Origin of the sequence: Microcoleus sp. FACHB-1515 (assembly GCF_014696105.1) — a bacterium.
In the GTDB taxonomy this organism is placed as follows: domain Bacteria; phylum Cyanobacteriota; class Cyanobacteriia; order Elainellales; family Elainellaceae; genus JAAUTJ01.
In genome coordinates this window covers 210,875-237,614 of record NZ_JACJPO010000056.1, presented here as the reverse complement: position 1 = coordinate 237,614, position 26,740 = coordinate 210,875, and the positions used below count along the sequence as shown (strand labels likewise).

26 protein-coding genes and 1 tRNA gene are annotated in these 26,740 nt (G+C 54.5%); 14 read left to right on the top strand and 13 right to left on the bottom strand.

Translation table 11 applies throughout. The features are described 5' to 3' along the window. Positions 1–46: 46 nt before the first annotated feature. The 5 genes from H6F67_RS19735 to H6F67_RS19715 form a co-directional block, all read right to left on the bottom strand. Entirely contained in the window at positions 47–1,384 is a 1,338-nt protein-coding gene (locus tag H6F67_RS19735; protein ID WP_190768332.1) for a TldD/PmbA family protein, read from the bottom strand. Further along, a complete protein-coding gene (locus H6F67_RS19730) occupies positions 1,381–2,820 on the bottom strand; it encodes a TldD/PmbA family protein (protein ID WP_190768331.1) in 1,440 nt (479 codons plus the stop codon). Before H6F67_RS19730 ends, H6F67_RS19735 begins: the two co-directional genes overlap by 4 nt. 160 nt (positions 2,821–2,980) lie before the next feature. Further along, positions 2,981–3,970 carry a hypothetical protein gene (locus H6F67_RS19725; protein WP_190768330.1) on the bottom strand — a complete coding sequence of 330 codons (990 nt, stop codon included), beginning with the start codon at positions 3,968–3,970 and terminating at the stop codon, positions 2,981–2,983. Positions 3,971–4,156: 186 nt separating this feature from the next. Next, positions 4,157–4,906: a hypothetical protein gene (locus tag H6F67_RS19720; RefSeq protein ID WP_190768329.1), complete on the bottom strand. Its 750-nt coding sequence runs from the start codon at positions 4,904–4,906 to the stop codon at positions 4,157–4,159. Between the two features lie 3 nt (positions 4,907–4,909). Beyond that, positions 4,910–5,554: an AAA family ATPase gene (locus H6F67_RS19715; protein ID WP_190768328.1), complete on the bottom strand. Its 645-nt coding sequence runs from the start codon at positions 5,552–5,554 to the stop codon at positions 4,910–4,912. A gap of 74 nt (positions 5,555–5,628) precedes the next feature. Between H6F67_RS19715 and H6F67_RS19710 the strand changes: the two genes are divergently transcribed. Beyond that, positions 5,629–5,973, top strand: a complete 345-nt coding sequence (locus H6F67_RS19710) for a hypothetical protein (protein ID WP_242020716.1) — start codon at positions 5,629–5,631, stop codon at positions 5,971–5,973. Positions 5,974–6,065: 92 nt separating this feature from the next. After that, complete coding sequence (locus H6F67_RS19705; RefSeq protein ID WP_190768327.1) at positions 6,066–7,316, top strand: MFS transporter; 1,251 nt, start codon at positions 6,066–6,068, stop codon at positions 7,314–7,316. 18 nt (positions 7,317–7,334) lie between these two features. Here the strand turns inward: H6F67_RS19705 and H6F67_RS19700 are convergent. Next, a tRNA-Arg gene (locus tag H6F67_RS19700) sits at positions 7,335–7,408 on the bottom strand. Between the two features lie 35 nt (positions 7,409–7,443). Here H6F67_RS19700 and moaC point away from each other — a divergent pair. Beyond that, positions 7,444–8,019, top strand: coding sequence for a cyclic pyranopterin monophosphate synthase MoaC (gene moaC / locus H6F67_RS19695; RefSeq protein ID WP_190768326.1), 576 nt, complete (start codon positions 7,444–7,446; stop codon positions 8,017–8,019). Between the two features lie 10 nt (positions 8,020–8,029). Here moaC and H6F67_RS19690 read toward each other — a convergent pair whose 3' ends face one another. The 3 genes from H6F67_RS19690 to H6F67_RS19680 all read right to left on the bottom strand — a co-directional run bounded on the left by H6F67_RS19690 (position 8,030) and on the right by H6F67_RS19680 (position 10,360). Next, positions 8,030–8,371 carry a hypothetical protein gene (locus H6F67_RS19690; protein ID WP_190768325.1) on the bottom strand — a complete coding sequence of 114 codons (342 nt, stop codon included), beginning with the start codon at positions 8,369–8,371 and terminating at the stop codon, positions 8,030–8,032. 372 nt (positions 8,372–8,743) lie between these two features. Then, the gene (locus H6F67_RS19685; RefSeq protein WP_190768324.1) at positions 8,744–9,415 is read right to left on the bottom strand and encodes a queuosine precursor transporter; all 672 of its coding nucleotides are present in this window, start codon (positions 9,413–9,415) and stop codon (positions 8,744–8,746) included. Between the two features lie 168 nt (positions 9,416–9,583). Then, positions 9,584–10,360: a glutathione peroxidase gene (locus H6F67_RS19680; RefSeq protein ID WP_190768323.1), complete on the bottom strand. Its 777-nt coding sequence runs from the start codon at positions 10,358–10,360 to the stop codon at positions 9,584–9,586. Between the two features lie 139 nt (positions 10,361–10,499). Here H6F67_RS19680 and H6F67_RS19675 point away from each other — a divergent pair, with 139 nt between their 5' ends. Next, on the top strand, positions 10,500–10,787 hold the full coding sequence (locus H6F67_RS19675) for a DUF2288 domain-containing protein (protein ID WP_190768322.1): 288 nt from the start codon (positions 10,500–10,502) through the stop codon (positions 10,785–10,787). A 20-nt stretch (positions 10,788–10,807) separates the two neighbouring features. Next, positions 10,808–11,887, top strand: a complete 1,080-nt coding sequence (locus H6F67_RS19670; protein ID WP_190768321.1) for an AI-2E family transporter — start codon at positions 10,808–10,810, stop codon at positions 11,885–11,887. Between the two features lie 13 nt (positions 11,888–11,900). On the opposite strand, the gene H6F67_RS19665 is transcribed toward H6F67_RS19670, so the two are convergent. Continuing rightward, positions 11,901–12,398, bottom strand: a complete 498-nt coding sequence (locus H6F67_RS19665; RefSeq protein WP_190768320.1) for a Crp/Fnr family transcriptional regulator — start codon at positions 12,396–12,398, stop codon at positions 11,901–11,903. A gap of 477 nt (positions 12,399–12,875) precedes the next feature. Between H6F67_RS19665 and H6F67_RS19660 the strand changes: the two genes are divergently transcribed. After that, positions 12,876–14,249: a cation:proton antiporter gene (locus H6F67_RS19660; protein WP_190768366.1), complete on the top strand. Its 1,374-nt coding sequence runs from the start codon at positions 12,876–12,878 to the stop codon at positions 14,247–14,249. Between the two features lie 48 nt (positions 14,250–14,297). Here the strand turns inward: H6F67_RS19660 and H6F67_RS19655 are convergent, their stop codons facing one another. Continuing rightward, a complete protein-coding gene (locus H6F67_RS19655; protein WP_190768319.1) occupies positions 14,298–14,444 on the bottom strand; it encodes a hypothetical protein in 147 nt (48 codons plus the stop codon). A gap of 175 nt (positions 14,445–14,619) precedes the next feature. Between H6F67_RS19655 and H6F67_RS19650 the strand changes: the two genes are divergently transcribed. From H6F67_RS19650 to sds, 4 genes are all read left to right on the top strand, one after another. After that, positions 14,620–16,458 carry an N-acetylmuramoyl-L-alanine amidase gene (locus H6F67_RS19650; RefSeq protein ID WP_190768318.1) on the top strand — a complete coding sequence of 613 codons (1,839 nt, stop codon included), beginning with the start codon at positions 14,620–14,622 and terminating at the stop codon, positions 16,456–16,458. Between the two features lie 146 nt (positions 16,459–16,604). After that, positions 16,605–17,441, top strand: coding sequence for a glutamate racemase (gene murI, locus H6F67_RS19645; protein WP_190768317.1), 837 nt, complete (start codon positions 16,605–16,607; stop codon positions 17,439–17,441). 533 nt (positions 17,442–17,974) lie between these two features. After that, positions 17,975–18,136, top strand: a complete 162-nt coding sequence (locus H6F67_RS19640; protein WP_190768316.1) for a hypothetical protein — start codon at positions 17,975–17,977, stop codon at positions 18,134–18,136. A gap of 60 nt (positions 18,137–18,196) precedes the next feature. Next, positions 18,197–19,168, top strand: a complete 972-nt coding sequence (gene sds / locus H6F67_RS19635) for a solanesyl diphosphate synthase (protein ID WP_190768315.1) — start codon at positions 18,197–18,199, stop codon at positions 19,166–19,168. A gap of 162 nt (positions 19,169–19,330) precedes the next feature. Here sds and H6F67_RS19630 read toward each other — a convergent pair whose 3' ends face one another. Then, entirely contained in the window at positions 19,331–19,732 is a 402-nt protein-coding gene (locus H6F67_RS19630) for a gamma-glutamylcyclotransferase (RefSeq protein WP_190768314.1), read from the bottom strand. 144 nt (positions 19,733–19,876) lie between these two features. Between H6F67_RS19630 and xdhA the strand changes: the two genes are divergently transcribed. From xdhA to H6F67_RS19615, 3 genes are read left to right on the top strand one after another with little or no spacing between them, the layout of a single operon-like run. After that, a complete protein-coding gene (xdhA, locus tag H6F67_RS19625; protein ID WP_190768313.1) occupies positions 19,877–21,265 on the top strand; it encodes a xanthine dehydrogenase small subunit in 1,389 nt (462 codons plus the stop codon). A gap of 28 nt (positions 21,266–21,293) precedes the next feature. Continuing rightward, positions 21,294–23,615, top strand: a complete 2,322-nt coding sequence (xdhB, locus tag H6F67_RS19620; RefSeq protein ID WP_190768312.1) for a xanthine dehydrogenase molybdopterin binding subunit — start codon at positions 21,294–21,296, stop codon at positions 23,613–23,615. Position 23,616: 1 nt separating this feature from the next. After that, on the top strand, positions 23,617–24,579 hold the full coding sequence (locus H6F67_RS19615) for an XdhC family protein (RefSeq protein ID WP_190768311.1): 963 nt from the start codon (positions 23,617–23,619) through the stop codon (positions 24,577–24,579). A gap of 22 nt (positions 24,580–24,601) precedes the next feature. Here the strand turns inward: H6F67_RS19615 and H6F67_RS19610 are convergent, their stop codons facing one another. Then, the gene (locus tag H6F67_RS19610; RefSeq protein WP_190768310.1) at positions 24,602–24,769 is read right to left on the bottom strand and encodes a hypothetical protein; all 168 of its coding nucleotides are present in this window, start codon (positions 24,767–24,769) and stop codon (positions 24,602–24,604) included. Positions 24,770–25,134: 365 nt separating this feature from the next. On the opposite strand from H6F67_RS19610, the gene H6F67_RS19605 reads away from it, so the two are divergent. Further along, positions 25,135–26,670 carry a calcium-binding protein gene (locus H6F67_RS19605; RefSeq protein WP_190768309.1) on the top strand — a complete coding sequence of 512 codons (1,536 nt, stop codon included), beginning with the start codon at positions 25,135–25,137 and terminating at the stop codon, positions 26,668–26,670. The last annotated feature ends 70 nt before the right edge of the window (positions 26,671–26,740 follow it).

Sequence of the window (26,740 nt, the reverse complement as noted above, 5' to 3'; positions counted from 1 at the left end):
AGCATCAAAAATTCCTCAGGAGTCGCATGACTTCCTGCGGAATTTTTTAGAGGGTGTAGGTGAAGTCGTCGGCGATCGCGCCGGGTGTCCAGGTTCCGCCTAAACTGCGGCGATCGTAGCTGCCAACTTCAGGAATAAACTCTTGAAAATCCGTGAGCGCGACGAGATTTTCACCAAAGCAGCGATAAAGGCTTTCATCGAAGCGCAGATTTTCGATCGGTGCAACAATTTCGCCATTTGCCACCCAGAAACAAGCGTAACGAGTCATTCCTGTCACGCGAGCAGTCGGGCGATCGCTCCAGTTCAAATAGTGTAAATTCGACAAAAATAATCCGGTGTCAAGCGTTTTCAAAACATCGTCGGCAGCGAGTTTTCCAGGCGCAACTTCGGGCGATCGCAAATATTCGCCGCCGTCGGCTCCGTTTGCCGTTTTGCCATATTCCTTTGCCGTCCGGGAGCTAACCAAAGTATTCACAAGCTGGCCGTTTTCGATCAGCGGCAGATCGATCGGCGCAACTTCTCCCAAATCGTTGAAGCGGGGAACAAGCCCGCGATCGAAGTTTTCCTTCAGCGTAAACAGCGGCGAAAATCGCTTTTCCCCGCGCTGCAAGCTGGCAAGTGCGCTGTTGCCCTGCTGCAAGGCGGCTTCACTGACTGCCCCCCAGGAAAACATCGCGATTAGTTCGGCCATTGCTGCGGGGGCAAGGTAGGTGCGATATTGTCCTTTGGGAATGGCTTTTGGCGGCTGAGCTAACCGTTCAAGCTGAAGTTTGGCCTGATCGAGTTTGGCGCTGTAGTCCGTTTGGTTCCACGCACTTCCGGCATAAGTACCTTTGACCGCTTGTCCGTCAGTAGTGAAGATCGAATAGTCGATCGCAAACGAATCCGTCGCGAACCAGTGCCGCTGTCCGGCAGAGTCAGCATAAGCACGCAGCACCAAGCCGCCTGCATACAGTCCGGTGAAGTCCAAGCCGCTGACCGCAGGCAAAATTGCGTCGGCAACCGCATCGATCGCCAGCAAATCGCCTTGATGCGAATCGCGACTTGTCGCACTGCCCGCAGGCAGAACAAGATACGGATCGATCGGCAACTGAGGCAGAATCGATCGCAGTTCTTCGATCGCCCTGAGCGCTTGCGGCAGGTCGATCGCGGCCTCTCCGGTAAACGGCACTTCGCGATAGCTGCTGCGCTGGTTTTGCATCAGCGTGATTTGCATTTGACCGTCGATTACGGTTCCTGTTTGTCGCACTTTGGCCTGATTGAAGCGGACAAACTGGCTTTGCTCGCCCCACAGTTCCAGCGTAAAGGCTTCGTCGGGCTGGAGATGCGATCGCAACGCCTCAACCACCTGCGTAAAGGCCGCTTCGGTTTGCTCGATCTTCACGCGCCACCTCCAAACACTTCGATGTTCTCAAACACGCAGACGGGCGAACCGTGACCGACGCGAATCGCCTGATTGGGTTCGCCTTTGCCACACAGCGGCGTACCGTAGACTTCCCAAGTGCTCGTGTCTCCAACTTTCGCCAAACTGTGCCAAAACTGCGGTGTCGTAGCGCGATAGTTGGGATTTCGCAGGGTTTTGGTCAGCTTGCCGTTTTCGATTCGCTTGGCGTATTCGCAGCCGAACTGGAATTTGTAGCGCTGATCATCGATCGACCAGGACTGATTTGCCTCCATGAATACGCCGCGCTCGATGTTGCCGATCAGTGCGTGGAGATTTTCGGTTCCCGCTTCTAGGTTGATGTTTGCCATTCGATCGATCGGCGGGCGATTCCACGAACTGGCGCGAGCGCAGGCGACACCCGGAACGCCCAACCGCTGCTGACTTTCCAAGCTGCCCAAACCGCGCTGTAGGACGCCTTCGCGAATCAAATATTCTTTGCTGGCAGGTGCGCCGATGTCGTCAAAGCGATAGCTGGCAAATTCGCCTTCGACATCCGGGTTGAACGTAATGTTCATCAGCTTGGAACCGTAGGACAAGCTGCCGAAATCAGCGGGTTTGACAAAGCTGCCTCCGGCATAGTTGCGCTCGTCGCCCAAAATGCGATCGAGTTCCAGCGGATGGCCGACGCTTTCGTGAATTTGCAGCATCATCTGGTCAGGGGCAAGAACGAGCGTCGTCGTTTCGCTGGGGCATTCTGCGGCTGTGAGGAGTTCGATCGCCTGTTCACCCACTGTTTTCGCTTGCTCCCACAGTTCCGGCGTCAGAAACAGTTCCCAGCCGCCCTGATAGCTGTGGGCGAGATAGCCGTTGCTGCTGCGGCGCTGCACGATCGATCCATCTTGAGCCGTCGCGCCGAAGTGCGTCTCCAGCATCACAAATTTCTGATGCACTTCCGAGCCGTTGCTGCTGACAAACCACGATTCGGTTTCATCCGTCACGGCAGTTGCACTGGTCTGCACGATCGCATCACTGCGCTTCATCTCGTGACAAAGCCGCACCAAGATTTCGTTAATTTCTCCAGGACTGAGCAGATCCAGCGCTTTTTGGACAGGCGAAGCATATTGGCCGACGACTTTCGGACGCGCCGCTGTTGAGGTCGGAAAAATTGCCCATTTGCTGGCGGCGATCGCCTGCCGATAAGCCGCTTCTGCGGCAGCTTGCAGATCAATCAGGCGTAGTGAATTTACGGCGCTGTAGCCGATCTGCCCTCCTGCCAACACTTCGACCATCACACCCTGACTGTGCGATCGCCCGTTGCGCTGCGGCAGTCCGTCGCGCACTGTTGTCATGCCGATTGCAGACTTCACCGCTCGCAACCCGATCCAGTCCGCTGCCAGATCGATCGCTGCCAGCGCTTGAGAAAGTTCAGAAATCATGCCATCCCGCCGAAAATTGCTTGTCTTCAGTCTAGCGGGAGAAAGTGAAAGGTCGGAAGTGTCGCACTGCCCGCTGGCTGCTCAGCGCAAAAACTTCTCACAGCCAAAAGCGATCGCGACGGTGCGATCGCTTCGAGCACCTTTGGATGGAAGGCAAAATTTAGAAGTTGTAGCCCAAGCCGAGCAGCAAACCAACAGCGGTATTGTCAACGAACGTGACGTTGACCTGGGCAGTGGCCGTGAGACGATTGCTCAGTGGCACATCAACGCCGCCTGTCAGCAAGAAGTCAACGCTGCTGTTGTCGCCTGTCGAGATCGCGGCTCCCGCGCCAGCATACGGTGAAACTCGCAGGCCGACTGCTTCGCCCACGTCGCGAGTGGCAGGCGTCAGGAGCGGAATGAAATCGAGCGTCACCGGAATCAAGAATGTCGCGTCGTCTGAGAACAGCACAGCCGGACGAATCGAGATTTCCTGCGTCAAGCCAATTTTGCTGAAGACCGCAAAGCTGCCGTCTCCCACTGCACTGTCACCTTCGCCGATGCCGATGTTCGCACCTGCCCCAATGTAGCTTGCTCCTGTTGCAGTCGCCCGCCCCGGCTGAATTCCACCTTCCTGGCGAGGTGGCGGTGCGGGTCGAGTTGTGGGCGGTGGGGTGGTTGGGGTGGTCGGCGGCGGAGTGGTTGGAGTCGTCGGCGGCGGCACAGTCAAGCTGGGTTCGCTAGGCTGATCAGGAATTGGCTGACCAGGCGGCGGCAGTTGGTTGGGCGAATCAAGCGGCGTCGGCTGCGTTCCCGGCGTTGATTCGGGAGGCAGCGTGACGGGTGCACCCGTCCGACCCGGCTGCGAAGGCTGTTGCGGCACTGGTTCGCCGGGCGGCGGCAGTTGGTTGGGCGAATCAAGCGGCGTCGGCTGGGTTGTTTGGGCGACGATCGCCTCCGGGCTAAATCCTTCTGTGGCAAACAGCGATGGCTCTTGCAGCGCGATCGTCGCCTCAGTCGGAACGATCGTTTCAGTTGCAGCGGGTTCAAGCAGAGCAGCCGCAGAAGCAACCGTTTCGGCCTGGGCAGTTGAGGCAATTCCGGCAACGCCCGCAACCAGCACGGTTGCAGCAAGTCCTTGAGAAAAGCGATCGAGACAAGTTTTGTTCACATCCACACCCCTTACATCTAGAGATCGTAAGAAATAAAGCGTCACCATAAACGCTTGGCAGCGATCGCCACCAGCCAAAAGTCACGGCTAGTCGCGATTGCAAGCCCAATACAACTTGTAGCGTAGCGGGGGTAGTTGCGCTCCACCTCTCCCCCAGGAAGGATGTCAAAAACAGCGTAAATTGCGTCAGTCTACCCAGCCGATATCTGCATCTGACAGGCGCGTGTCGCTTTCAGACGGCATCATTGGCACGTTGTTTGGTGCGATCGGACGAGTCGGCACGAAGGGGCGCGGCTGAACAGCCGGACGCGCAGGCGGAGCAGGCGGACGTGCAGGCGCAATCGCTCCGCCCCGCTGGGGAAGCGGTTTTGCCTGTAGGGGAGCGCGTTGGGGTGCGGGAGCAGGGCGATCGATCGCTTTGGTTTCTGGCGCTTTTGCTGCTGGCTTACTGTTCGCCTCGCTGAGCTTCAAGATAAGCTGCTTGGCTTCTTCGAGTTCTGTTTTAAGCTGTGCGGTTTGGGCTTGCTCCGCTGCGAGTCGCTGCTGAACCTGGACAAGTTCGGCAGACTGGTCGGCCTGCTGCGCTTGGTCTAGCTGCTGCTTGAACTGGTCGGCCTGCTGCTGAAGCTGATTTTGAAGCTGCTCGATTTCGGTTTGACGGGATTTTAATTCAGCTTGAAGTTCAGCAATTTGATGATCAAGCTGCTGCTCGCGATCGCGCAGTGCTTCCGATTCGACTGTCAAATCGGTGACGATCGCTTGCAACTCCGCCTTCGTAGGTGAATGTGGACGGCGAGTCGGTTCGATCGCGCTTTCGTCGGCAACTTCAGCAGAAACATCAATTGTCTGCTCAGCCGCAGGTGGCTCGTCACTAGAGTTGTCCAGCGCTCCGGCCTCGTCGCGGAGCAGATCGGATAAATTGCGCTTTCTTACCATTTTTTATCTCCAGTCTTGCTGTATCTCAGTTGCCACGCGGCGATAGTCGGCTGCGGCTTCTTTGGCTTGTCTGCCGCGCCACTGCGTAATTGCGACGCCTTCCAAGGCCGATCGCTCATGTGCTTTATAAGCTCGAATAAAGGCACGACAAGCCGGAATCCCTAGCTCCATTAAAGTGCTTTGTGCTTCTTTCGCTTCATTGATGCTGCGCGGATCAACTCTCGTAAGCAGCACGCGATGCGGAACACGAGAGGGACGCACCGCAGACTTCACTGTTTCAATCAAAACCGCCAGATCCATCGGTGCAGGCGGCGTCGGCAAAACCAAATAATCCGCTTGCGCCACGACTGCTGCCAGGGTTTCAGAATTCAGGGCAGGCGGCGTATCCACCACGATCAGCCCGTAGCCTTGCACCTTGCGTAAACGGTTCAACAGTTGCGGATTGGTTTCTTGCGTAATGTCAAAGCCGATATTGATGGGATTGCGATCGCTCCACCAGGTGGCTGAGCCTTGCGGGTCGGCATCGACAAGCAAAACAGGCCATTCTTTCGCCAAAATTGCCGATAGATTAATGGCCGTTGTGGTTTTTCCCACTCCGCCTTTCCCGTTGAGTACGGCGAGAATTTTGCCCGGAGCAGTCGAAGTCACAGCCAAATTACTGATAGAAATCCGCTGTTTGAATATACCGCGATCGAGCGAAGATGCAGCGATTCAGTTGCGGAATGTCACAAGGGGCTGTCGGGAATTCAGGTCGGCTTTGCTATGGTTGCTACATGATTCGCTTCCTGTGTCTATTTCTGTTCGTGGGCGGGCTGCTGTGGACGCTTCCGGCTGCCGCCTTGCCGCCGCCTGATGATCCGCCAGAGGAAGTGCTGCGGACGGAAATTATTACCGAGGCGCGATCGCCCGTTGATGGTGAACCTGTTTCGCCCGGAGAATATGCGCGGCTGCAAGAGGAATTGAGCGATCGCGGCACGCCGATCTTGAGCCGTCGCGTCAGCAATACGATTCGGCTGTTGCGAATTCGACAGGCAATTCGATCGCTGTTTCCGTTTTTGTTGCCTTAGAAATTGGAGCGCGAACGCTTGCACCATAAGCCAGATGTCGTACTCGTAGTTTTGGCGCAACAATCAAAACGGCGTTATGCTGCATCTTCACCTTGAACCTGATTTTTTCTTTTAGTCCCAGCTTGCGGAAAAATTTGCTGATTTTGTTTACGGCAGGCTTGCTGTTTTGGTCAGCGCTGGCCGCTCTACTGCCAACTTTGCCGCTGTACATTCGCGATCGTGGAGCAGACAGTCAGGCGATCGGCATCGTCATGGGCACGTTTGCGATCGGACTGTTGATTTCGCGCAGTTGGCTGGCGCAGTTGGCCGATCGCAAAGGCCGCAAACTCGTTTTGCTGATCGGCATGGCAGCAGTGGCATTCGCCCCGATCGGCTATGCGCTTACCGATTCGATTCCGCTGCTGATGGGGATTCGCGCCCTGCACGGACTCAGCATTGCTGCGTTTGCGCTGGCCTACAGTGCGCTGGTGGTGGATTTTTCGCCGCCTGCTCATCGCGGCGAACTGATTGGCTACATGAGCTTGGTGAATCCGATCGGCATGGCGCTTGGTCCCGCCTTGGGCGGCTATCTGCACGAATGGCTGGGCTATCTGCCGATGTTTGCGGCGGCAGCAGGTTTGGGAATGATCGGGCTGCTGTGTACGGCTCAGGTGCAGGAACCGACGATCGATCGCACCAGTGCCGAAACCGATAGCAGTCAGTTTTGGGGTTTGCTGATCACGCCGCGCGTTCGCATTCCAGCGGCGGTTTTGCTGCTGATCGGTTTGGCGTTTGGCACACTCAGTACGTTTGTGCCGCTGTTCGTGCAGGAAGCGGGAGTCGATCTGAATGTTGGCTTGTTCTATACGGCAGCGGCGATCGCCAGCTTCAGCATTCGGCTGGTGACGGGTCGCGCCTCCGATCGCTACGGGCGCGGCTTGTTCATTTCCTTCAGCCTGATTTTGTACAGCTTGTCGATGCTGCTGCTGTGGCGAGCAACCAGCGCGACGGAATTTTTGCTGGCTGGCGCGATCGAAGGCGCAGGAGCCGGAACCTTGATTCCGATGATGGCCGCGCTGATGGCCGATCGCGCCATGCCCAACGAGCGCGGGCGAATTTTTGGCGTTTGCATGGTCGGCTTTGATTTGGGCATTGCGATCGCGGGACCCGTCTTGGGAACGGTGGCGATCGCGATCGGCTATCGAGGCATTTTTGGCCTAGCCGGATTGCTGTCGATGCTGGCGATCGTTGTCTTTGCCACGCTGTCGAGCAAGAATTTGGCGCATTCGTTTCGCTTTGCGATCGGGCGGGGACGCGACATCTACGCGATTAACGGGCCGCAAGCAAAAAGGGTAGACTCTTAACGAGTCCACCCTTGGGGACGGGCTAGGAGGGATTCGAACCCCCGACACCGTGGTCCGTAGCCACGTGCTCTAGTCCACTGAGCTACAAGCCCTTTCACAAGTTCTAATAGTAGCACAGGTAATCGCGATGACGCAAAGTAATTTTCCCAATCCCGAAAACACCGCAGAAACCGACTATCTCGACGCGGTTCAGCCCGACCAGCCCGATCGCCCTGAGGCCACGCCAGCCGACCTGACGCACCTTAGCGCCAGCGGCGAAGCCAACATGGTTGACGTGTCTGAAAAAGCGGTGACGGTGCGTGAAGCGATCGCCGCTGCTCAAGTCCGAATGCAGCCGGAAACCTTGGATGCGATCGAATCGGGCAATGCGCCCAAAGGCGACGTGATTGGTACAGCCCGCCTCGCCGGAATTATGGCCGCGAAACAAACTGCGAATTTGATTCCGCTCTGCCATCCGCTGCCGCTGCAAAAAGTTGAAGTGCAAATCACGCCCGATCGCGACCTTCCGGGATACCAGATTCGAGCGACCGTCCGCATCAAGGCCGAAACCGGAGTTGAAATGGAAGCGCTGACAGCAGTTTCGATCGCCGCTCTGACGCTGTATGACATGGCAAAAGCGATCGAAAAGTCAATGTCGATCGAATCGATTCGATTGCTCAGCAAAACGGGCGGCAAGTCGGGAGACTATCAGCGCGAAGCATGAACCGACTGGCTTATTCGATCGTGCCTGCATCACTCGCTTGTTCCAGTGCCGCATACCAATCGGCATAGGGCGTATTTTTGGCAAATTTACGATTGTAGTCGGGTGCGCCATCTGTCCACCACACGGCTCCTCGTTCGCCTAGTGCCACTTTTGCGGCGTCCACCTGTTGCCGCGCCTGCTGAAGGGCATTTGCATCTTTGTGTTGAAGGGCGGTTTTGACGGCGCGTCGTGCCTGCATTAGTTCTTTGACCAGTCGCGATCGATCAGCCTCGGAAAGCTGCGGATTAGTGCATCGCCAAAGCTGACCTTTCACGACGAAATAGCGACCATCGGGCGTGACGGGATAGCGCATAACCGTAGATCACCAGAGTCTTCATTAATACTTCAAACAGTCTTGACCGAATCGAGTCATTTACTTCCCAATAATCACCATCATTCAGGTTAGAACTAAATAGTAGATGCACCCTGATTAGCACCTCTGGTTCACCGCCAGAGGTCTTTTTTTGCCTTTTGTTTTTTCTTTTGAAAGAAAATTATCTAGTGCAAACACGGCTGCTTCAGGTAAGATTTCTCACTTCAGCTTTTCAAGCGTCAGAAGCAAAATTTCCACGCGATCGCCAACCAGCAAATCGAGCTTGAATCGTCCTGAATTTCGATCGCCGAAAGCTCAAACGCTATCGAACAATTCAGCCAGTGGGGGCAAGGCTGGCGCGATCGATCGCGCCTACTGAAAGCGAAACGGATTGAAATTCGTTTCCACGTCGTAATAATCTTCGCGCTCTTGCTGCTTCAGCCAGCCAACGATCCAATAGGTGATGGGCGTAAACAGAATTTCGACGCCGCACTTAAAGATGTAGTTGGAAATAATCAGTTGAGTCAGCAGGGCATTCGGAATCACGCCGGAAAACGCGACGATCGCAAAAATTGCAGTGTCTACGACTTGACCAATCAGCGTTGAGCTAATGGTGCGGCTCCAAAGCCATCTGCCGCGCGTTCGGACTTTCAGCTTGGCTAACACAAAAGAATTTGAGAATTCACCCGCAAAATAAGCAAGCAGGCTGGCAAATACAATTCTGGGCGTGAAGCCTAAGATTTGCTCGTATGCGGTTTGAAACTGCCAGTCTGGAGCGGGCGGCAACGCTCCCACAACAATGATTACGATCGACATTAGCAGCGCCGAAATGAAGCCGAGCCAGATCACTTTTCTCGATCGCGCATAGCCATACACCTCGGTTAAAATGTCGCCAAAAATATAGCTGAGCGGAAATAAGATTGTTCCGCCATCAAACGTAAATGGCCCTAACTCCAAAATTTTTGTAGAGGCAACATTGGAGATTAACAGCACTGCCACAAACAGCGCGGTAATTGTGTCGAGATGCTTGAACGATTTATCCATGTTTCACTTTGATCTGAGCCTGTTGATGCGAGCCGGATTGACCCAATGGCGAGAAGCAGCAATGAGAATTTCCATCCTACCATTTGCTTTTCGTCCAACAAAAATTCGATCGAGTGGTTTCCAGCCAATCACTCGATCGAATTCAGCTTAAAAATGTGACGCGAAGGATTAGGCGGTTGCAGTTGTCAAGCAGTCATCGACGTTTCCTTGCTCTAGACCTAGAAAATAATCTGCCAGCGCTTCGGAATCGCCGATCAGCGTGCCATCAACAAACACTTGCGGGACGGTGGTTGCACCTGTGACCGCGCGGAGCGATCGCGTCGTGATATCCCGGTTCAAAACAATTTCTTCAAATTCCAAATCGCGCTCTTTCAGCATTGCTTTGGCGCGAGCGCAGAACGGACAGCCAACTTTGGTAAACAGCGTAATCAAACGCGGATGGACGGCATTGGGATTGATGTAGTTGAGCATCGTGTAAGCATCCGACACCTTGAACGGATCGCCCGGCTCTTCTGGCTCAATAAACATTTTTTCGATCACGCCGTTTTTGATCAAGGCAGAATAGCGCCACGATCGCTTGCCAAATCCTAGATCGGCTTTATCAACCAGCATTCCCATTCCCTCAGTGAATTCGCCGTTGCCGTCGGGAATCAGCTTGACGTACTTTGAGTTTTGGTCTTTTGCCCATTCGCTCATCACAAACGGATCGTTGACCGAGAAGCACAAAATGTCGTCAACACCGTTGCTGTAGAACACGCGAGCCAGTTCGTTGTATCCGGGTAGATGCGTCGAGGAGCAAGTCGGCGTGAAGGCTCCGGGCAGCGAGAAAATGACAACGGTTTTGCCTGCAAACAGTTCGTCGGTCGTGACATCCACCCACTGATTGTCTTGGCGGGTGCGAAAGGTAACGGTGGGAACGCGCTGTCCTTCTCGGTTGGTTAACATTGCGGAAATCTCTTGGTGAAACATTTCTCAATAAACGTACTCGTTATGAGTTTGTTTTGTCAAGCGATTCCTACCCCCGGTGGACAGGCGTACCCGAAAAGCCAAGGTAAAATAAAACCTTGGTTAATCTGCCGCCATCATGCAAGACCTCAAATCTGAACTGACTGAAATGATCGATCAGGCCGAATGGGACTGGCTTGTGCCCCACGTGCAGCGCGATGCGATCGTCATTGTCGATACGAATCTGGATCTGGCCGATGTGGGTGTGGCGATCGCCAGCGATAACGTCATGTCGGTACAGCACTGGATTGGCGAAGGCTTGATCAGCAAACCGACGCAGGCGCAGCTAACCGACTGGGAGCGCGATCGCCGCAAACGCTTCACCACGCTGATCGTGCAGCCTTACGTTTTAGTCCAAACCCTTTAGTCGCCCGTGAAGCCATCGCTATGAGCCATCCTTCTGCTTCTTCGCTGTGGGAGCGTCTTCAGACGATGGCGCTTGTCCGATTTCTGCTGCTGTTTGCCTGCGGTTGGGCGATCGTGCGCGTTCTCGCTTATTTTGAAACGGTCGTCGTCATTTTTATTTCAGCGACGCTGCTCGCCTTTTTGCTGAGTCATCCGGTGCGAGTGCTGCGCCGATTTGTGCCGCATGGCTGGGCGGTGTTCATTGTCTTTTTTGTCAGTCTGACGCTGATTGTTGGCTCAACGGCCACATTGGGGCTGGCGATTTTGTCGCAGTGGCAGCGGATGACCGAAAGCATTGCCGATTTCATTACCTCGCTGACTCCGGTTTTGGAGCAGGCCGAACGCTATCTCGAAAGCCGCAATCTTTATCTTGATTTGAATTTGGTGGGCGATCGATTTCGCGATCAGGCACTTTCGGGAATTACATCGAGCCTTTCGCTGCTGCAAATTCTGCTACGCAACCTGATCAATTTGATTTTCATCGCCGTGATCGCCTTTTTCATGCTGCTCGATGGAACGCGGCTGTGGGAATTTGTACTGAAGCTCGTGCCGATTCATCTGCGCGATCGCTTCTCCTACGTGATCCGGCGCAACCTGCAAAACTACTTTTGGAGCCAACTGCTGATCGGGCTGTTTTTCATCGCCTGCTCGTTTGTGGCATTTCTGGCTTTGGGCGTACCGTTTCCCTTGTTGCTGGCCGTGATCGCAGGCGTGTTTGATCTAATTCCAGGCATCGGGGCAACGCTGGGAATCAGTGTGGTGTGTTTGTTTTTGCTATCGCAAAGCGTTTGGCTGTCGCTGAAGGTACTGGTTGCCTGCGTTCTGATTCAGCAGGTGCAGGAGAATTTTCTGCTGCCGCGCCTGATGCAAAATTCGCTCAACATCAATCCGGTCTTGATGTTTCTCGCCCTGCTAATCGGCGCGAGAGTGGCCGGAATTTTAGGAATTTTTCTGGCAATTCCGATCGCAGGCGTGATCGTCAGTCTGTTCGAGATTGAAGAAATGCAGGCGCGATCGCCCGTTCATTTGCCTCGCGATCCGGTTTCGTCTGAGCCGCGCTAGTGGCTGCCAGAAACTAATGGCTAGCGGAAAATGGCGCAGTTTGGGGAATTTGCCCGATCGCCTGCGCTGCATTTGCTTGATTTCTTTGAGCGTCTAGCTTGTGGTTCAAATCGCGAATGCGGCGCGACATCAAGCGGATAATATTAACGGCAATATCGGGAATTTCGTCGATCGCTTCATAAAGCTGCTGCTGCGTCAAAATTAAGCATTCGCACGGCTCTAGCGTCGTCACCGAAGCCGATCGCGGTTCAGCATCAAATAGCGCCATTTCACCAAAAAAGCCGCCTTTTTCGACGTGAGCAAGGACGCGATCGCCATTGTGGACACGGACGCTGCCCGACACCAAAATATAGAGCGATCGTCCTTCTTGCCCTGCGGTGAAAATCGTATGGTTGCTATTGAATGCGACCTCATCCATGATTGACGCGAGCCGCACTAAAAAATCATCGCGCAGTTCTTGAAAGATGGGAACGCCTCGAACAAACAGCAGGCGATCGAAACTCGATAACATACAGGATTTTGCCTACTTTGAGGAGAATTTAGCGTAGGTGCAGTTTACGTTTACCGAAGCGAAAGATGCATAGCACATTTTATTTTAAAACGAGTCACAATTCCTCGCTTGCAAGGATATTGGTGACGCAGCAATTTTGCCGATCGTTTTGCTGATCGCAGGCTAGGGTGAGTTTTAACAGGCATTCATCCTCCCCAACCCCATAAACAAGGAGGGAGCCGAACAACCTCTCAAAGTCCTCCTTTCCAAGGGGGATTTAGGGGGATCTCAGTGGAGAAATTAAACGACCAGCAGGGTTTAACACACACCCTAGAGATTACCCAAACCCGCTGACCATTACTGCATTTGGTGTCATTCATCTTTGACAAGCGATCGACCTCAGACTGTCTCTGCACAAAAAGAACCTTGTAGAGTAAACAGGTCGAGTATTTTCTCCTGATGGCTGATTTCACGCTTGGGAAAATTTTTCCGCTGTTGATGGGGCAATCAAATCTGTGGCAATCGATTGCGGTTGAACCTGCGGCAGACGCGATCGAAGTGGACGATTCGCTGGTGCTGGGAAGTGTGCTGTTGAGTTTGGTGGCAATTTATTTTGCGGCCAAGCTGGGCAGCGAAATTTGTGCGCGAATCAATTTGCCGCCCGTGCTGGGCGAACTGGTGGGCGGCGTTTTGGTGGGAGTGTCTGCTCTGCGGCTGCTCGTCTTTCCCGAAAGCGGCAGTGATGGAACTGATTCGCTGATCATGCAGTTTTTGGAACGGACGGGCGGGCTGTCAGAAGCGCAAGTGCCGCTGCTGTTTCAAACGCAGAGCGAAGTGATTGCGGTTTTGGCGGAGCTGGGCGTGATCGTGCTGCTGTTTGAGATCGGCTTGGAGTCTGACCTGAAACAGTTGATGTCGGTTGGCACGCAGGCGATCGTCGTGGCCTGTGTCGGTGTGGTCGTTCCGTTTGCGGCAGGCACGGCAGGCTTGATGTTCTTCTTCGGAATTCCGGCTGTGCCTGCGATTTTTGCGGGCGCAGCATTGACGGCCACCAGCATCGGCATCACGTCTCGTGTGCTGTCAGAAATGGGGCGGCTCACGTCTAAAGAAGGCCAGATTATTCTAGGTGCGGCTGTGATCGATGACGTGTTGGGAATTATTGTCCTGGCAGTTGTCGCAAGCTTGGCAAAAACGGGCGAAGTTGATGTTACCAACGTCATTGTTTTAATCGTCAGCGCAACGGCATTTTTGCTGGGCGCAATTTTGCTCGGTCGCATCTTTAATGAAGCGTTTATTACCGTTGTTAGCTGGCTGAAAACGCGCGGCGGCATTATTATTCCGGCTTTCATTTTTGCGTTTGTGATGGCCTATTTGGGAGCCGCGCTGCACCTAGAAGCAATTTTGGGCGCGTTTGCGGCAGGCTTGGTACTCGATGAAACCGATGAGCGCAATGAACTGCAAAAACTGGTAATTCCGATCGCCGATCTCTTCGTGCCGATCTTCTTCGTCACCGTTGGCGCTCGCACCGATGTTAGCGTTTTGAATCCATTTATTCCCGCCAATCAAGAAGGTTTGATAATGTCAATCTTCCTGGTCGCTGTGGCAATTTTGGGCAAGGTCGTGACGGGAGCAAGCGTGTTTGGACAAGGTTCGCTCAACCGCTTGGCGATCGGTGTGGGAATGATTCCGCGTGGCGAAGTTGGACTGGTCTTTTTGGGGGTGGGTGCGGCGAGCGGCGTGCTGTCTGCGCCTTTGAAAGCGGCGATCGTGGTCATGGTGATTTTGACAACGTTCCTAGCGCCCGTCCTGCTGCGCGTTGTGTTTCAATCGCCCGTCGAAGCTCAGGCAGAAGCGCAGCAAGTTGATTCCTAAAAATCAGTGTGAAACTTCTATGAAGTTCGTGCGTCCAAGGGGAAAGATCTACCATTGATGCGCGGCTTTGGCCGAATTTTCGGGAAACTTGATTTCCCCGAAGATTGCATTGATTACTAGCACGATCGATCGCCTGGCAACCCTCTGTAAAGTTGGGACGATCGATCGAAAGTTTCCGGTTTGCTTTCCAGACAATGCGGTATAGTCAGCAACGGCATCGCCCGAATTGACAAAATCGATTCATTCGTGCAGTCTAATTTCGCGTGCTGCCTGCTTCTCCTTACGATCGCTGGTCTTTCTTCATTTTTGGTTCGCCTCCTAAAATTGACTGCTCCTCCACCCGTTTTTGCAAGGAATCTTGAGGTTTAGCGTGAGAGTTTTTTGGCTTCCCAGTTTGCTGGGCGTGATTGGTTCGCTGGTGTTGTCTGCCAGTGTTCAGGCCGCCACTTTGCAATCTTGGCGATTCAATCCCAGCGAAAATCGGCTGGTGTTTACCACTGTCGGCGGCGTGCAGCCGAGAGCGCAACTGATCGCCAATCCAACGCGGCTGGTGATCGATCTGCCCGGAACGACGATCGGGCGTCCGACTGTGAATCAAGCGGTTGGCGGCGGCATCCGTGAAGTCCGCGTCGGCCAGTTTGATGCCCAAACCACGCGCATCGTGATTGAAATGAGTCCGGGCTACACGATCGATCCGCAGCAGGTGCAGGTGCGCGGCGACACGCCCAGCCAGTGGTCGGTGCAGCTTCCCCGCCCGCAGCGTGAAGCTACACCCCCGATCGCGACGCTGCCCACACCCACCACACCGACCACTCCAACGACACCCGCACCCAACCCCACTGCCGCCACCCGGATCGAAGGTGTGCGGATTACCGGAGATGGCTTTTTCATTCGCACCAGCGGCGCAACGCCGCAAATCCAAGTTAGTCGCAGCCGCGATCGCCGTCAGGTCGAGATCAACGTCGCAAACGCGAGCCTGACTTCGCAGGTGCAGGCAGAGCAGACGATCAATCAGTTTGGCGTCGATCGCCTGCAAATCACGCCGCAGTCGAACAACGTGCGAATTACGCTGAACCTCAGCGATCCCAACACCAACTGGCAAGCCACCGCCAGCAACTTAGGCGGCATTGTTGTGCTGCCGATCAGCGGCTCGGTGGCTTCGCGACCGGGAACTTCTCAGCCGAGCAATCCTTCCAGCAATCAGCCCGTGACGCCACCCGTCACAGTTCCAACCACGCCACAGACGCGAACAGCGATCGTGCAGGCGGTTGAACTTGCGCCGAACGGTTCTCAGCTTTTGATTCGTGCCGATGCACCGATTCGCTATACCAGCGGTTTTGACAGCGCAACTGCTTCCTACCGGATTGTAATTCCCAACGCTCGCTTGGCCGATCAGGTGACGCCGCCTGTTTTGCCGCCGACGAGTCCCTTGCAGCGGGTGCGACTGGTGCAGCAAGACGATCGAACGGTGGTTGTGCTAGTGCAGCCTGCTAGCGGTACGCGCATCGGTGAACTCAATCAGCCCAGTTCCCAAACGCTTGCTTTGTCGATTCAGGCGAGTTCGCAAGCGATTCCCGTGCCGCCTCCGGTGCGACCCAATCCCACACCGCTGCCGACCACACCAACCACCCCCGGAACGCTGCCTACTGTTCCGAATGGCCGCGTGGTAATCGTAATCGATCCGGGACATGGCGGACCTGATCCAGGCGCGATCGGCATTGGCGGCCTGCGCGAAACCGATATTGTGCTAGATATTGGTCGGCAGGTCGGCGCAATCTTGGAACGGCAAGGCGTCAATGTGATTATGACGCGCACGAGCGAGCGCAACCTAGAACTTGAACCGCGCGTGCAAATTGCCGATCGCGCCAATGCTGATTTATTTGTCAGCATCCACGCCAACGCGATCAGCCTCAGCCGCCCCGACGTGAACGGCATTGAAACCTACTTTTATGGTTCATCTGCCAGTCAGCGCTTAGCTCAGACAATTCACAGCAACATTATTCGCAATATGGGCGGAAACGATCGCGGTGTGCGCTCTGCCCGCTTCTACGTGCTGCGAAATACCGATATGCCCGCCGTACTGATCGAAACCGGATTTGTGACCGGACGCGATGACGCTCGCAACCTGTCTGATCCAGCCTATCGATCGCGCATGGCAATCGCGATCGCGCAGGGCATTCTTCAATACGTGCAGCAGAATAATCTCTAGAAGGCGAGGCAGAGGGCAGGAGGAAAGAAGACAGTCTATTTTCTGCCTTCTGCCCCGCTGGACTTGACGAGGAGGGTCAAGATTTGGTGTGATGCTGCTAACTTTGATGCGATCGCATTGAATCCCTAACCTGAACGAATTCTTCTATGCAAACAAACCAGCAACATGCTCCGATCGGCATCTTTGACAGCGGCGTCGGCGGACTGACGGTTTTAAGAGAACTCTATCGACAACTGCCAAACGAATCGATTCTTTATTTTGGCGACACGGCCAGGTTGCCCTATGGCGATCGATCGGCAACCGAAATTCTTTGCTTTGTGCGCGAAATTCTCACCTGGATGCGCCAGCAAGAAGTGAAGATGGTGATTATGGCCTGCAATACGAGTTCTGCCCTCGTCCTGGAAACGGTGCGATCGGAATTTGAGTTTCCGATTTTGGGAACGGTTTTGCCGGGAGCCAGAGCCGCTGTTGCCCAGGGAAACCGAATTGGCGTGATTGCAACGCCAGCAACTGCTGCCAGTCAAGCCTTTCGCCGGGCGATCGAAGAAGTGAATCCCAACGCGCAGGTGTGGCAGGTCGGCTGTCCAGAATTTGTGCCGCTGATTGAACAAAACCGCATCCACGATCCGTACACTCGGCAGGTGGCCGAAACGTATCTTGCGCCCTTGCTCGATCGATCGATTGATACGCTGGTCTATGGCTGTACGCACTATCCGCATCTAGCGCCCGTCTTGCGATCGATTCTGCCCAATTCGGTTCGGCTGGTCGATCCGGCTGTGCATGTCGTCGCAGCGGCGGCGCAAGAGCTTGATTTACTTGGCCTGCGTAACACCAAATCTGCCCGACCGACTCGGTTTGCGGTCAGCGGCACTCCTGCAACCTTTCAAGTCTTGTCAACGCAATGGCTTGGCTACACGCCGATCGTGGAGGCGATCGATGTGCAGCAGCTACAGGCGATGCTGCTCGAATCGGCTGAACCTTAAGCTGCGGGTTTAACTAAACCTGAGTGCTGAGGATTGAGAAAAGCGCAGTCCTCAGCACTGGGAAATGAAGCCGATTTGGAAATCAAGCCCTAAGCTCGCGATCGCTCGGCCAAGCGCAGCAGAACGTACACCACGAGTAGGTAGCCTACTGCCAAAATCGGAATTGCCATTGGAACATCGTCAAAAGCCATTGCTCACACTCATTAATAAAACTAATCAATACAGCAAACCTAAATCAGTCGTCAGCCTGACCCGCAAGCTCGAAGCTGATCCAAACTCAATTTCTGCCGCCTGCGAAAAACTCGCGCAGATCAGCGGCCATACAGCGTCAAACCATTGCTAAGCGAAGCTTTCTCGAATTGCGATGTCGAATTCGGTTGCAGCGGCCTGGCTTGACTGGCAAGTACAGCGAGCCACTTGAGACGAACTTGGGCTGCTCGCTGACTCGCGCTATGTAGTTTTGAAATTCTTATATAAAGCTAGCACAAATTTTTGGGAGTGATCCGGCGGATTTTCGGCTTTTTTGTGAAGTGATGTTGCGTCGTTTCGGGCTGATCAGCGATCGCCAATTGCAGCGCGATCGACAAATGAGATTCGGCAAAAAGATGAATGAAGCGCGATCGAATCACGCAATTCCGGATGGATTTGCGAAAGTTGCCCGTTCAAATCCGTCAGATGGAAGAGGGTTAGCTTAGAATGAGTACAAGATCTGTAAGATTTCGTAACCTTATTCCATTCTCCAGAAGCGGCGCACCATGACCTCAGCCACCACGCTCTTTTCCCCTGTAGAAGCAGACCTGCGCTCGCTGACGGAGAATCTCAAGCATCTTGTCGGCAAGGGACATCCGATTCTCTATGCCGCTGCTGAGCATTTGTTTGGAGCAGGCGGTAAGCGGTTGCGACCCGCGATCGTCTTTTTGATTTCCAGAGCAACAACGCCCGACCAAACCCCGACCGAAAAGCACCGCCGTCTTGCTGAAATTACCGAGATGATTCACACGGCTAGCTTGGTGCATGATGATGTGGTGGACGAAGCCGAAACGCGACGCGGCATCGCAACGGTTCACAGCAGCTTTGGCAATCGCGTCGCGGTGCTCGCGGGCGACTTTCTGTTCGCACAGTCTTCATGGCATTTGGCAAACCTGGACAATTTGGCCGTTGTTAAGCTGCTGTCGCAGGTAATCATGGATTTGGCGGAAGGCGAAATTCGGCAAAGCCTGATTCGGTTTGACAGCGATTTGTCGATCGAAGACTACCTCGAAAAAAGCTATTACAAAACCGCTTCGCTGATGGCAAACTCCGCCAAAGCTGCCGGACTGCTCAGCAACGCGACTCCAGAAATGGCCGCCAACCTGTTTGGCTACGGTCGTCACATTGGACTCGCCTTTCAAATTGTCGATGACATTCTTGACTTCACCGCATCGAGCGAAGTGCTGGGCAAACCTGCTGGCTCTGATTTGCAGAGCGGCAACCTCACCGCGCCTGCCCTCTATGCCTTAGAAGAAAAGCCCTACCTCAAAACCTTGATCGATCGCGAATTCGAGCAGGCGGACGACTTCGAGGAGGCGATCGCGCTGGTTAAAGACAGCAAAGGCATTGAGCGATCGCGTGAACTTGCCGCCCATCACGCTCAGTTGGCCGTCGATCACCTTAAAGAGTTGCCGCCAACCGCCTCCAAGCAAGCTCTGATTGACCTTTCTGATTACGTTTTGAGCCGACTGTATTAGCAATTGCGGCGCGATCGCACGATTCGCTGAGGGTGCAAAAACTGCCGCATAACGTTTGTTTGATCCGCAGTTCGCCCGTCCTGCCTTGCGTGCCCGATGGCCTGCAACCCAGGATCTACGGGTTATCGGGCAAGCGATCGATTCCTTGGCGATCGCATCACATCATTCTGCAACGCTGCTGGCTTTGTATGCTGCCCACCCGCCCAAATCGGAAATATCCGGCCAGTTGTATTTCTCAATCAGTTCTTGTGGATAGAGAAACGCCGTCAGCACTTCGCCATCTTCCAGCACGACATCGCTCGGATACATGTTTGGCGGTTCCGTTGCGGCCAGATGTTCAAACTCGGCCTGCGTCAGTTCGTAAACTTCACCGGGAATTGAGACCCCGCCCGACTCAACTTCGTAGATCGCCGGATGCCAACCGTTGCCCGCCGAATGCAGTCGGTATCGCGGCTGCGTTGCTGCCGGACGAATGAACGCTGCCTCTTGCAAATTTTGGTGATCGGGCTGGCCGCGCAGCGCAGAGCCGCAGATGAAAATACGCTTCTTATCGGGAGCCGTCATTGCTGGTATTGATAGACACAGTTTGTTTTGATTCGATCGCTCATTTTATAATCAAGTCAATTAATTTGTATACAGTATGCAGGTTGGCGTTTAGCCCTTTCATGCGTTTATTTTGACTCGATTATTCGCGATCGAATTTTTATTATGACTGAAACCGCTACGCAACTGACTTTTACGCTCAACGGCGAATCGATCGCGCCGCAGCATTCGCCAAACACCACGCTGCTGCAATATCTGCTGCAAACCGGACGGACGGGAACCAAACAGGGCTGCGGAGATGGCGACTGTGGAGCCTGCACGGTCGCGATCGTCAGCAAAGATGCGAACGGCCAGCCGAGCTATCAGGCGGTGAATAGCTGCTTGATTCCGCTGGGCGCAGTGGCGGGACGATCGATCGTCACGGTCGAAGGCATCGCAGGGGAATCGCTGCATCCCGTTCAGGCCGCGATGATCGAAACAGGCGGTTCGCAGTGCGGCTACTGCACACCCGGATTCATCATGAGCCTGTTCGCCGCCTACTATGACGGTGTGGTCGATGACGCCAGCGTCGAAGGCAATCTGTGCCGCTGCACAGGCTATCTGTCCATCCGCAAAGCTGCCGCACAGGTGACACAAGCGCAGCCGAACGACGAGTTTGTCCGCCAGCTTCAATCGATCGACTGCACACCCCAACCGCTGCACTATCAAGGCGTTCACGAATTCTACCGTCCGACGAGTTTGGCAGACGCGATCGCCCTGTTGCAGCAGCATCCCGACGCGACGCTGATCGCCGGAGCCACCGACTTGGGACTGGAGATGAGCCACGATCGCCGCACGTTCTCCAAACTCATTTCCCTGGAAGCCGTGCCGGAACTGCTCCAAATCGATCGCACTGCTGACAGAGTAGAAATCGGCGCAGCCCTGCCGCTGAGCCACATCGAAAGCCAGCTACACGGCGAATTTCCCGCGCTTGACGCGATGCTGCATCTGTTTGCCGCCCGCCAAATTCGCAATCGCGCCACGCTGGGCGGCAACATCGGCACGGCTTCTCCGATCGGCGATCTGCCTCCTGTCCTGCTTGCCCTCGATGCCGAGTTGCAAATTGCTGGACAATCTGGAGAACGATCGCTGCCGATCGCCGAATTCTTTCGCGGCTATCGCCAAACCGCCCTTCAGCCCGGAGAAATCATCGTTTCGGTCAAAATTCCGCGATCGCAATCCGCCCGCCGCCTCAGCCGCTCCTACAAAGTTGGCAAGCGCGGCACAGACGACATCAGCACGGTCGCCGCCGCCTTCACGATCGACCTCGACGCTAACGATCGCATTGTTCACGCCCGACTCGCCTATGGGGGAGTGGCGGCCACGCCAATTCGAGCGATCGCGATCGAGGAGCAGTTGATCGATCGCCCCTGGACGCCGGAAACCATCCAGCAAATCAAACCGCTTCTGCGCGAAACCTTTGCCCCCCTGACCGATCTGCGCGGCAGCGCCAGCTACCGCAAACTCCTCGTCGCCAACCTCTTCGAGAAATTCTTCATCGAAGCGACTTCGTAAGCCCATCCCCTCACCCCCCACTCCTCACATGGTCGGACAGCGCAAATCCCACGAAAGCGCCCAAGGGCACGTCACCGGAAAAGCCGTTTACACCGATGAACAGCGATCGCCCGTCGGAATGCTGTCGGTCTATCCTGTCCTTTCACCCTACGCTCGCGCTCGCATCCTCCGCATTGATCCGCGTCCGGCCTTGGCGATCGAGGGCTGCGTCACCGTTCTGACGGCGGAAGATGTACCAGGCGAAAACAACACGGGCGTCATCGTCCCCGACGAAATTTTGTTCCCGACCGAGGAAGTCAGCTATTGGGGACAGGCGATCGCTTGGGCAGTTGGGGAAACCGAAGCCGCCGCCAAACAAGCCGCCGCGCAAATTGTCGTCGAATACGAGCCGATCGAGCCGATCGTGACGATCAAGCAGGCGATCGCAGCGGGCTGGTTTCTCAATGCTCCTCAAACCGTGCGGCGCGGCGAACCGGAGACGATCGAATCCGCTGAAATGCGGCTGGATGGCGAAATCGAGATGAACGGGCAAGACCACTTTTATCTGGAAACGCAGGCAAGCTGGGTGATCCCCGATGGCGAAGACGGCTACAAAATCTACGCTTCGACGCAGCACCCGACCGAAACGCAAATCATCATCGCCCGCGTTTTGGGCGTTTCCAGCAATCAAGTCGTCGTCACCTGCTTGCGAATGGGCGGCGGCTTTGGCGGCAAGGAATCGCAGGCGAATCCGTATGCGGCGGTCGCGGCAGTGGCAGCGAAAAAGTGCGATCGCCCCGTCCGCGTCAAACTCAGCCGCCACCACGACATGATTTTGACCGGGAAGCGACATGGCTTTTTAGGTCAGTATCGAGTTGGCTTCACGTCTGAGGGAAAAATTACTGCTCTCGATGTCGATTTGTATGCGGATGGCGGCTGGAGTTTGGATTTATCGCCACCCGTTTTGCTGCGAGCAATGCTGCATGTGGATAATGCCTATTACATCCCGAATCTCGAAGTTCGGGGACGCATTGCCAAGACAAATAAAGTGTCGAATACGGCCTTTCGCGGCTTTGGTGGACCGCAAGGAATGGTCGTGATTGAAGAAGTAATCGATCGCATTGCTCGTAAACTCAACCTGCCGCCAGAAGTTGTGCGCGAACGCAATTTCTATCATGGCGAAGGCGAAACCAATACGACTCATTACGGTCAAGAAATTGTTGATAATCGGATTGCTCGCGTTTGGAGTGAAGCGAAAGCAATCTCGGATTTTGCCGAACGAAAAGTAGCGATCGAATCATTCAATCGATCGCATTCTCATCAAAAGCGCGGCCTCGCAATCACGCCTGTTAAATTCGGAATTTCCTTTAACAAAACTCAGTACAACCAGGCAGGCGCATACATTCTGATCTACACCGACGGCAGCATTCAACTGAATCACGGCGGCACAGAAATGGGGCAGGGTTTGCATACGAAAATGCTGCAAGTGGCGGCGAAATCTTTGGGCGTAAAGCTCGATCGATTCCGCATGATGCCGACCAGTACGGACAAGGTTCCTAACACCTCCGCCACCGCTGCTTCTAGTGGTTCCGACCTCAACGGTCAAGCCGTCAAAGATGCCTGTGAAACGTTGAAATCTCGTCTTGCTGCTGTTGCTACGTCGCTCTTAGAACTCGATACGCCAAGCGAATTAGCGTTTGAAGATGACTGGATTTATTGTCGCACTTATCCACAGAAAAAAATCGGCTTTGCAGAAGTCGTGAAGCAGGCGTATGGCGATCGCGTCAGCCTTGCTGCTACCGGATATTACCGCACCCCAAATATTTACTGGAATGCCGATACAGGCAAAGGCCGACCGTTCTATTATTTCGCTTATGGAACGGCAGTCAGTGAAGTGGAAATCGACGGATTCACCGGAACGTTCAAGCTAAGACAAGTCGATATTGTGCATGATGTCGGTGAATCGATGAATCCGCTGATCGATCGCGGCCAAATTGAGGGCGGCTTCGTTCAAGGCATGGGCTGGCTGACAATGGAAGAATTGGTTTGGGATGACCAAGGCCAACTGAAAACCTTTGCACCCAGCACCTACAAAATTCCTACGATTTGCGAAGTTCCTGAACATTTCAACGTGCAACTGCTCGATCGCGCTGCTCAAGACGGCGTGATTTACGGCAGCAAAGCGGTTGGTGAACCGCCGTTCATGCTGGCAATTTCAGTGCGCGAAGCGATTCGAGCCGCGATCGCTGCCTTCGGCCAATCCGAATCAGTTTTACTGGCTTCTCCTGCCACACCGGAAGCAATTTTGTGGGCAATTGAATCAGTCCGCGAATCGATCGCCACGCCAGAGTTGCTATTACCCAAGTCTTGAAATGTCAATTTCCTGCTATCAGAAACTAGCGGAAGTTTTGCCCGTTGAATCGATCGTTTTGGCAACCGTCATTGATACCAAAGGCTCCGTTCCCAGAGAAGTTGGAGCGAAGATGCTAATTTGGGGAAATGGAACGTTTGAGACGATCGGCGGCGGCGCAGGTGAAGCAAAAGTAATTCAGCAGGCGATCGCAGTTCTCAAAACAGGTGAAAAACAATCGGTTGAAATTGATTTATCCGGCGCACAGTGGCGCGAAACGCAAGGCATTTGTGGCGGTTGGATGCGCGTTTGGCTAGAGCGCTGGACGAGTCGTGAACTACCGCTGGTTGAAGCGATTCTCGATCGCCTCCAGTCTGGACAATCGATCACATTAATCACGCCGTTTGATTGTGATCGATCGCCGCATTTGCTTGAAAAAGATGCAGTCGATCGCGGTTTTGTGGAAACGATCGAACCGTCGCCGACGCTGCTAATTATCGGCGCGGGACATGTGGGAGAACAGCTTGCAAAAGCCGCGAATTTTGCTGGTTTTCAAATTATTGTGCAGGACGATCGCTCTGCTTGGGCAAATTCACAGCGCTATCCGCAAGCCATGCAAATTTTGGCAGAATCGATCGAGGCGATCGATCGGCTGGCCGATTATTCTCAGCTATACGTTGCGCTGGTGACGAGAGGCTATCAGTACGATTTATCGGCGCTAGAGCGACTGATGCAAAGGCAAAAACCCTGTCGCTATATCGGCATGATTGGCAGCGAAAAGCGCGTCAAACAGGTGATTTTAACACTCGAAAAATCTGGCGTTGATGCGGCCAAGCTGCGATCGATTTACGCACCGATCGGGCTGGATATTGGTGCATTAACGCCAGAGGAAATTGCGATCAGTATTACCGCAGAATTGGTTTTAGTGAAACGAGGTGGAACAGGACGATCGCTTTCTGAACGATTGCGAACAAATGAGCGATGAAATTGCGATCGCCCTGATTTACCTATTTTTTATCGTCGGTTGCTTCGATTCGGACTTTGACTCCTTTCGAGAGATATTTAACCATTGCGTCGCCCAGTTCTTTCTCTTCAGATTTCGGTTTTTCAGAACGGTCTTTTGCAAGTTCGGCAAACGCGATCGCCAGCAGAAAAATCAAAGGAAAAAGTTCCATGTGTGAGATGACCTTCAGGATAAAAAACGTTACAAACCGTGAATCTAGAACAGTCAAGAGCGATGACCTGTTCCCTATGACAATGATCAGAACAACAAATCAGGAAGAGTTTTTTCCTGAACAAAGATAAATTTGCTACTTGTTGAGCGATCGAGGTTCCCTTTTGTCCAACAGCAACAGCAAACCGCGCGGTTTCGGTGATTCTGACATACCGCAGCCTGACGCGACGTGACAAGATTCACCAACTCTTGTTCCAAACATCACAAATCAGCGTCATTGCTTTACCTGTTGACAAAAGCTGTTTGGCTAGCATGGCGATCGAAGGGTTCTGCCAAATCGAAACAGTTTCAACAGGAGCAAACGACTTGGCAACAATTTTCGGAGACGATCGCGATGAGCAAATCATCGGCACGGCAGACAACGATGAACTCTATGGCAGCGGCGGAAACGACTTGCTGTTTGGCAATTTAGGCAACGATACGCTGTATGGCGGCATTGGCAATGACGCGATCGAAGGCGATGCTGGAATTGATACGCTGTATGGCGAGGCGGGCAGCGACACGCTCAACGGAGGCGCAGATGCCGACTCGCTACACGGCAGCGAGGGCGATGACCGACTCGACGGTGGCAGCGGCGACGACACGCTGTATGGCGAAATCGGCAACGACATCCTCAGCGGCGGAGAAAGCGCAGACGAACTGATCGACGATCTGGGCAACGACATCCTCAGCGGCGGGGAGGGCACGGACAAACTCAGCAGCGGCGGCGGTGACGATACCCTCAATGGCGATGCAGGTACAGATTTTCTTCTGGCCGGAGAAGGAAACGACAGGCTGGACGGCGGTGCAGACAATGACGAACTGCTGGGTGAAGCCGGAAATGACACGCTCAGCGGCGGCACAGGAGACGACAAACTCTTCGGCGGCGAGGGCGATGATGCGATCGCCGCAGATGCAGGCCAAGACGAACTGCACGGCGAAGCTGGCAACGACACGCTCAGCGGCGGAACCGACAACGACAAAATCTTCGGGGGCGTTGGCAGTGACACGATCGCCGGAGACGACGGCAACGATGAACTACTGGGTGAAGCCGACGATGACGCGATCGCAGGCGGCACGGGCGCAGACTTCCTCTATGGCGGCGAAGGCAACGATGCGCTCGATGGCGGCGCAGATGCAGACAATTTGTTTGGCGAAGTTGGAGACGATCGCTTATTCGGCGGAGCGGGAGACGACTCGCTGTTTGCCGGAACGGGAAACGATCGCCTCGATGGTGGAGATGGAAACGATGTACTGTTTGCCGAAGTTGGAGACGACACGCTGATCGGCGGTGCGGGAACAGACTTTCTCTACAGCGGTGAAGGCAACGATTCACTGTCAGGCGGAACGGGCAACGACTCGCTGTTTGGTGAAGCGGGACTCGATCGACTCAACGGCGGCGCGGGCAACGATCGACTGTCAGCAGGTGAAGGCGACGATCGCATCCTCGGCGGTCAGGGGCGCGATCGCTTGGTAGGAGCAGGAGGAAACGATGTCCTGATTGGTGGAGCCGGAGCCGATCGCTTCATCTACAGTACAGAACTCGCTTTTGCGCCAGACGCGATCGGCCTCGATTTGATCCAAGGCTTCAGCAGCGGCACAGACAAAATTTTGCTCGATCGCCGCACTTTTACCGCACTCAAAAGCCGAGCCGGAGCAGGTTTCTCGAACCTCCGCGATTTTGCGATCGTTGCCAGCGATCGCGCTGCCCGCCTGAGTACTGCTGCGATCGTCTACAACAGCAGCAGCGGCAGCTTGTTCTACAACGCCAATCGCGCCGCATCCGGCTGGGGCGGAGGTGAGCAGTTTGTGACGATCGACAGGGCAAGAGCGATCGCCGCGCCAGATTTCCTGATTCTGTAACGAGAACAGCCTCCCCCGCTAACTATCCTCAAAGTCCCCCACCAGTGGAGGATTTAGGGGGCTTCCCTAA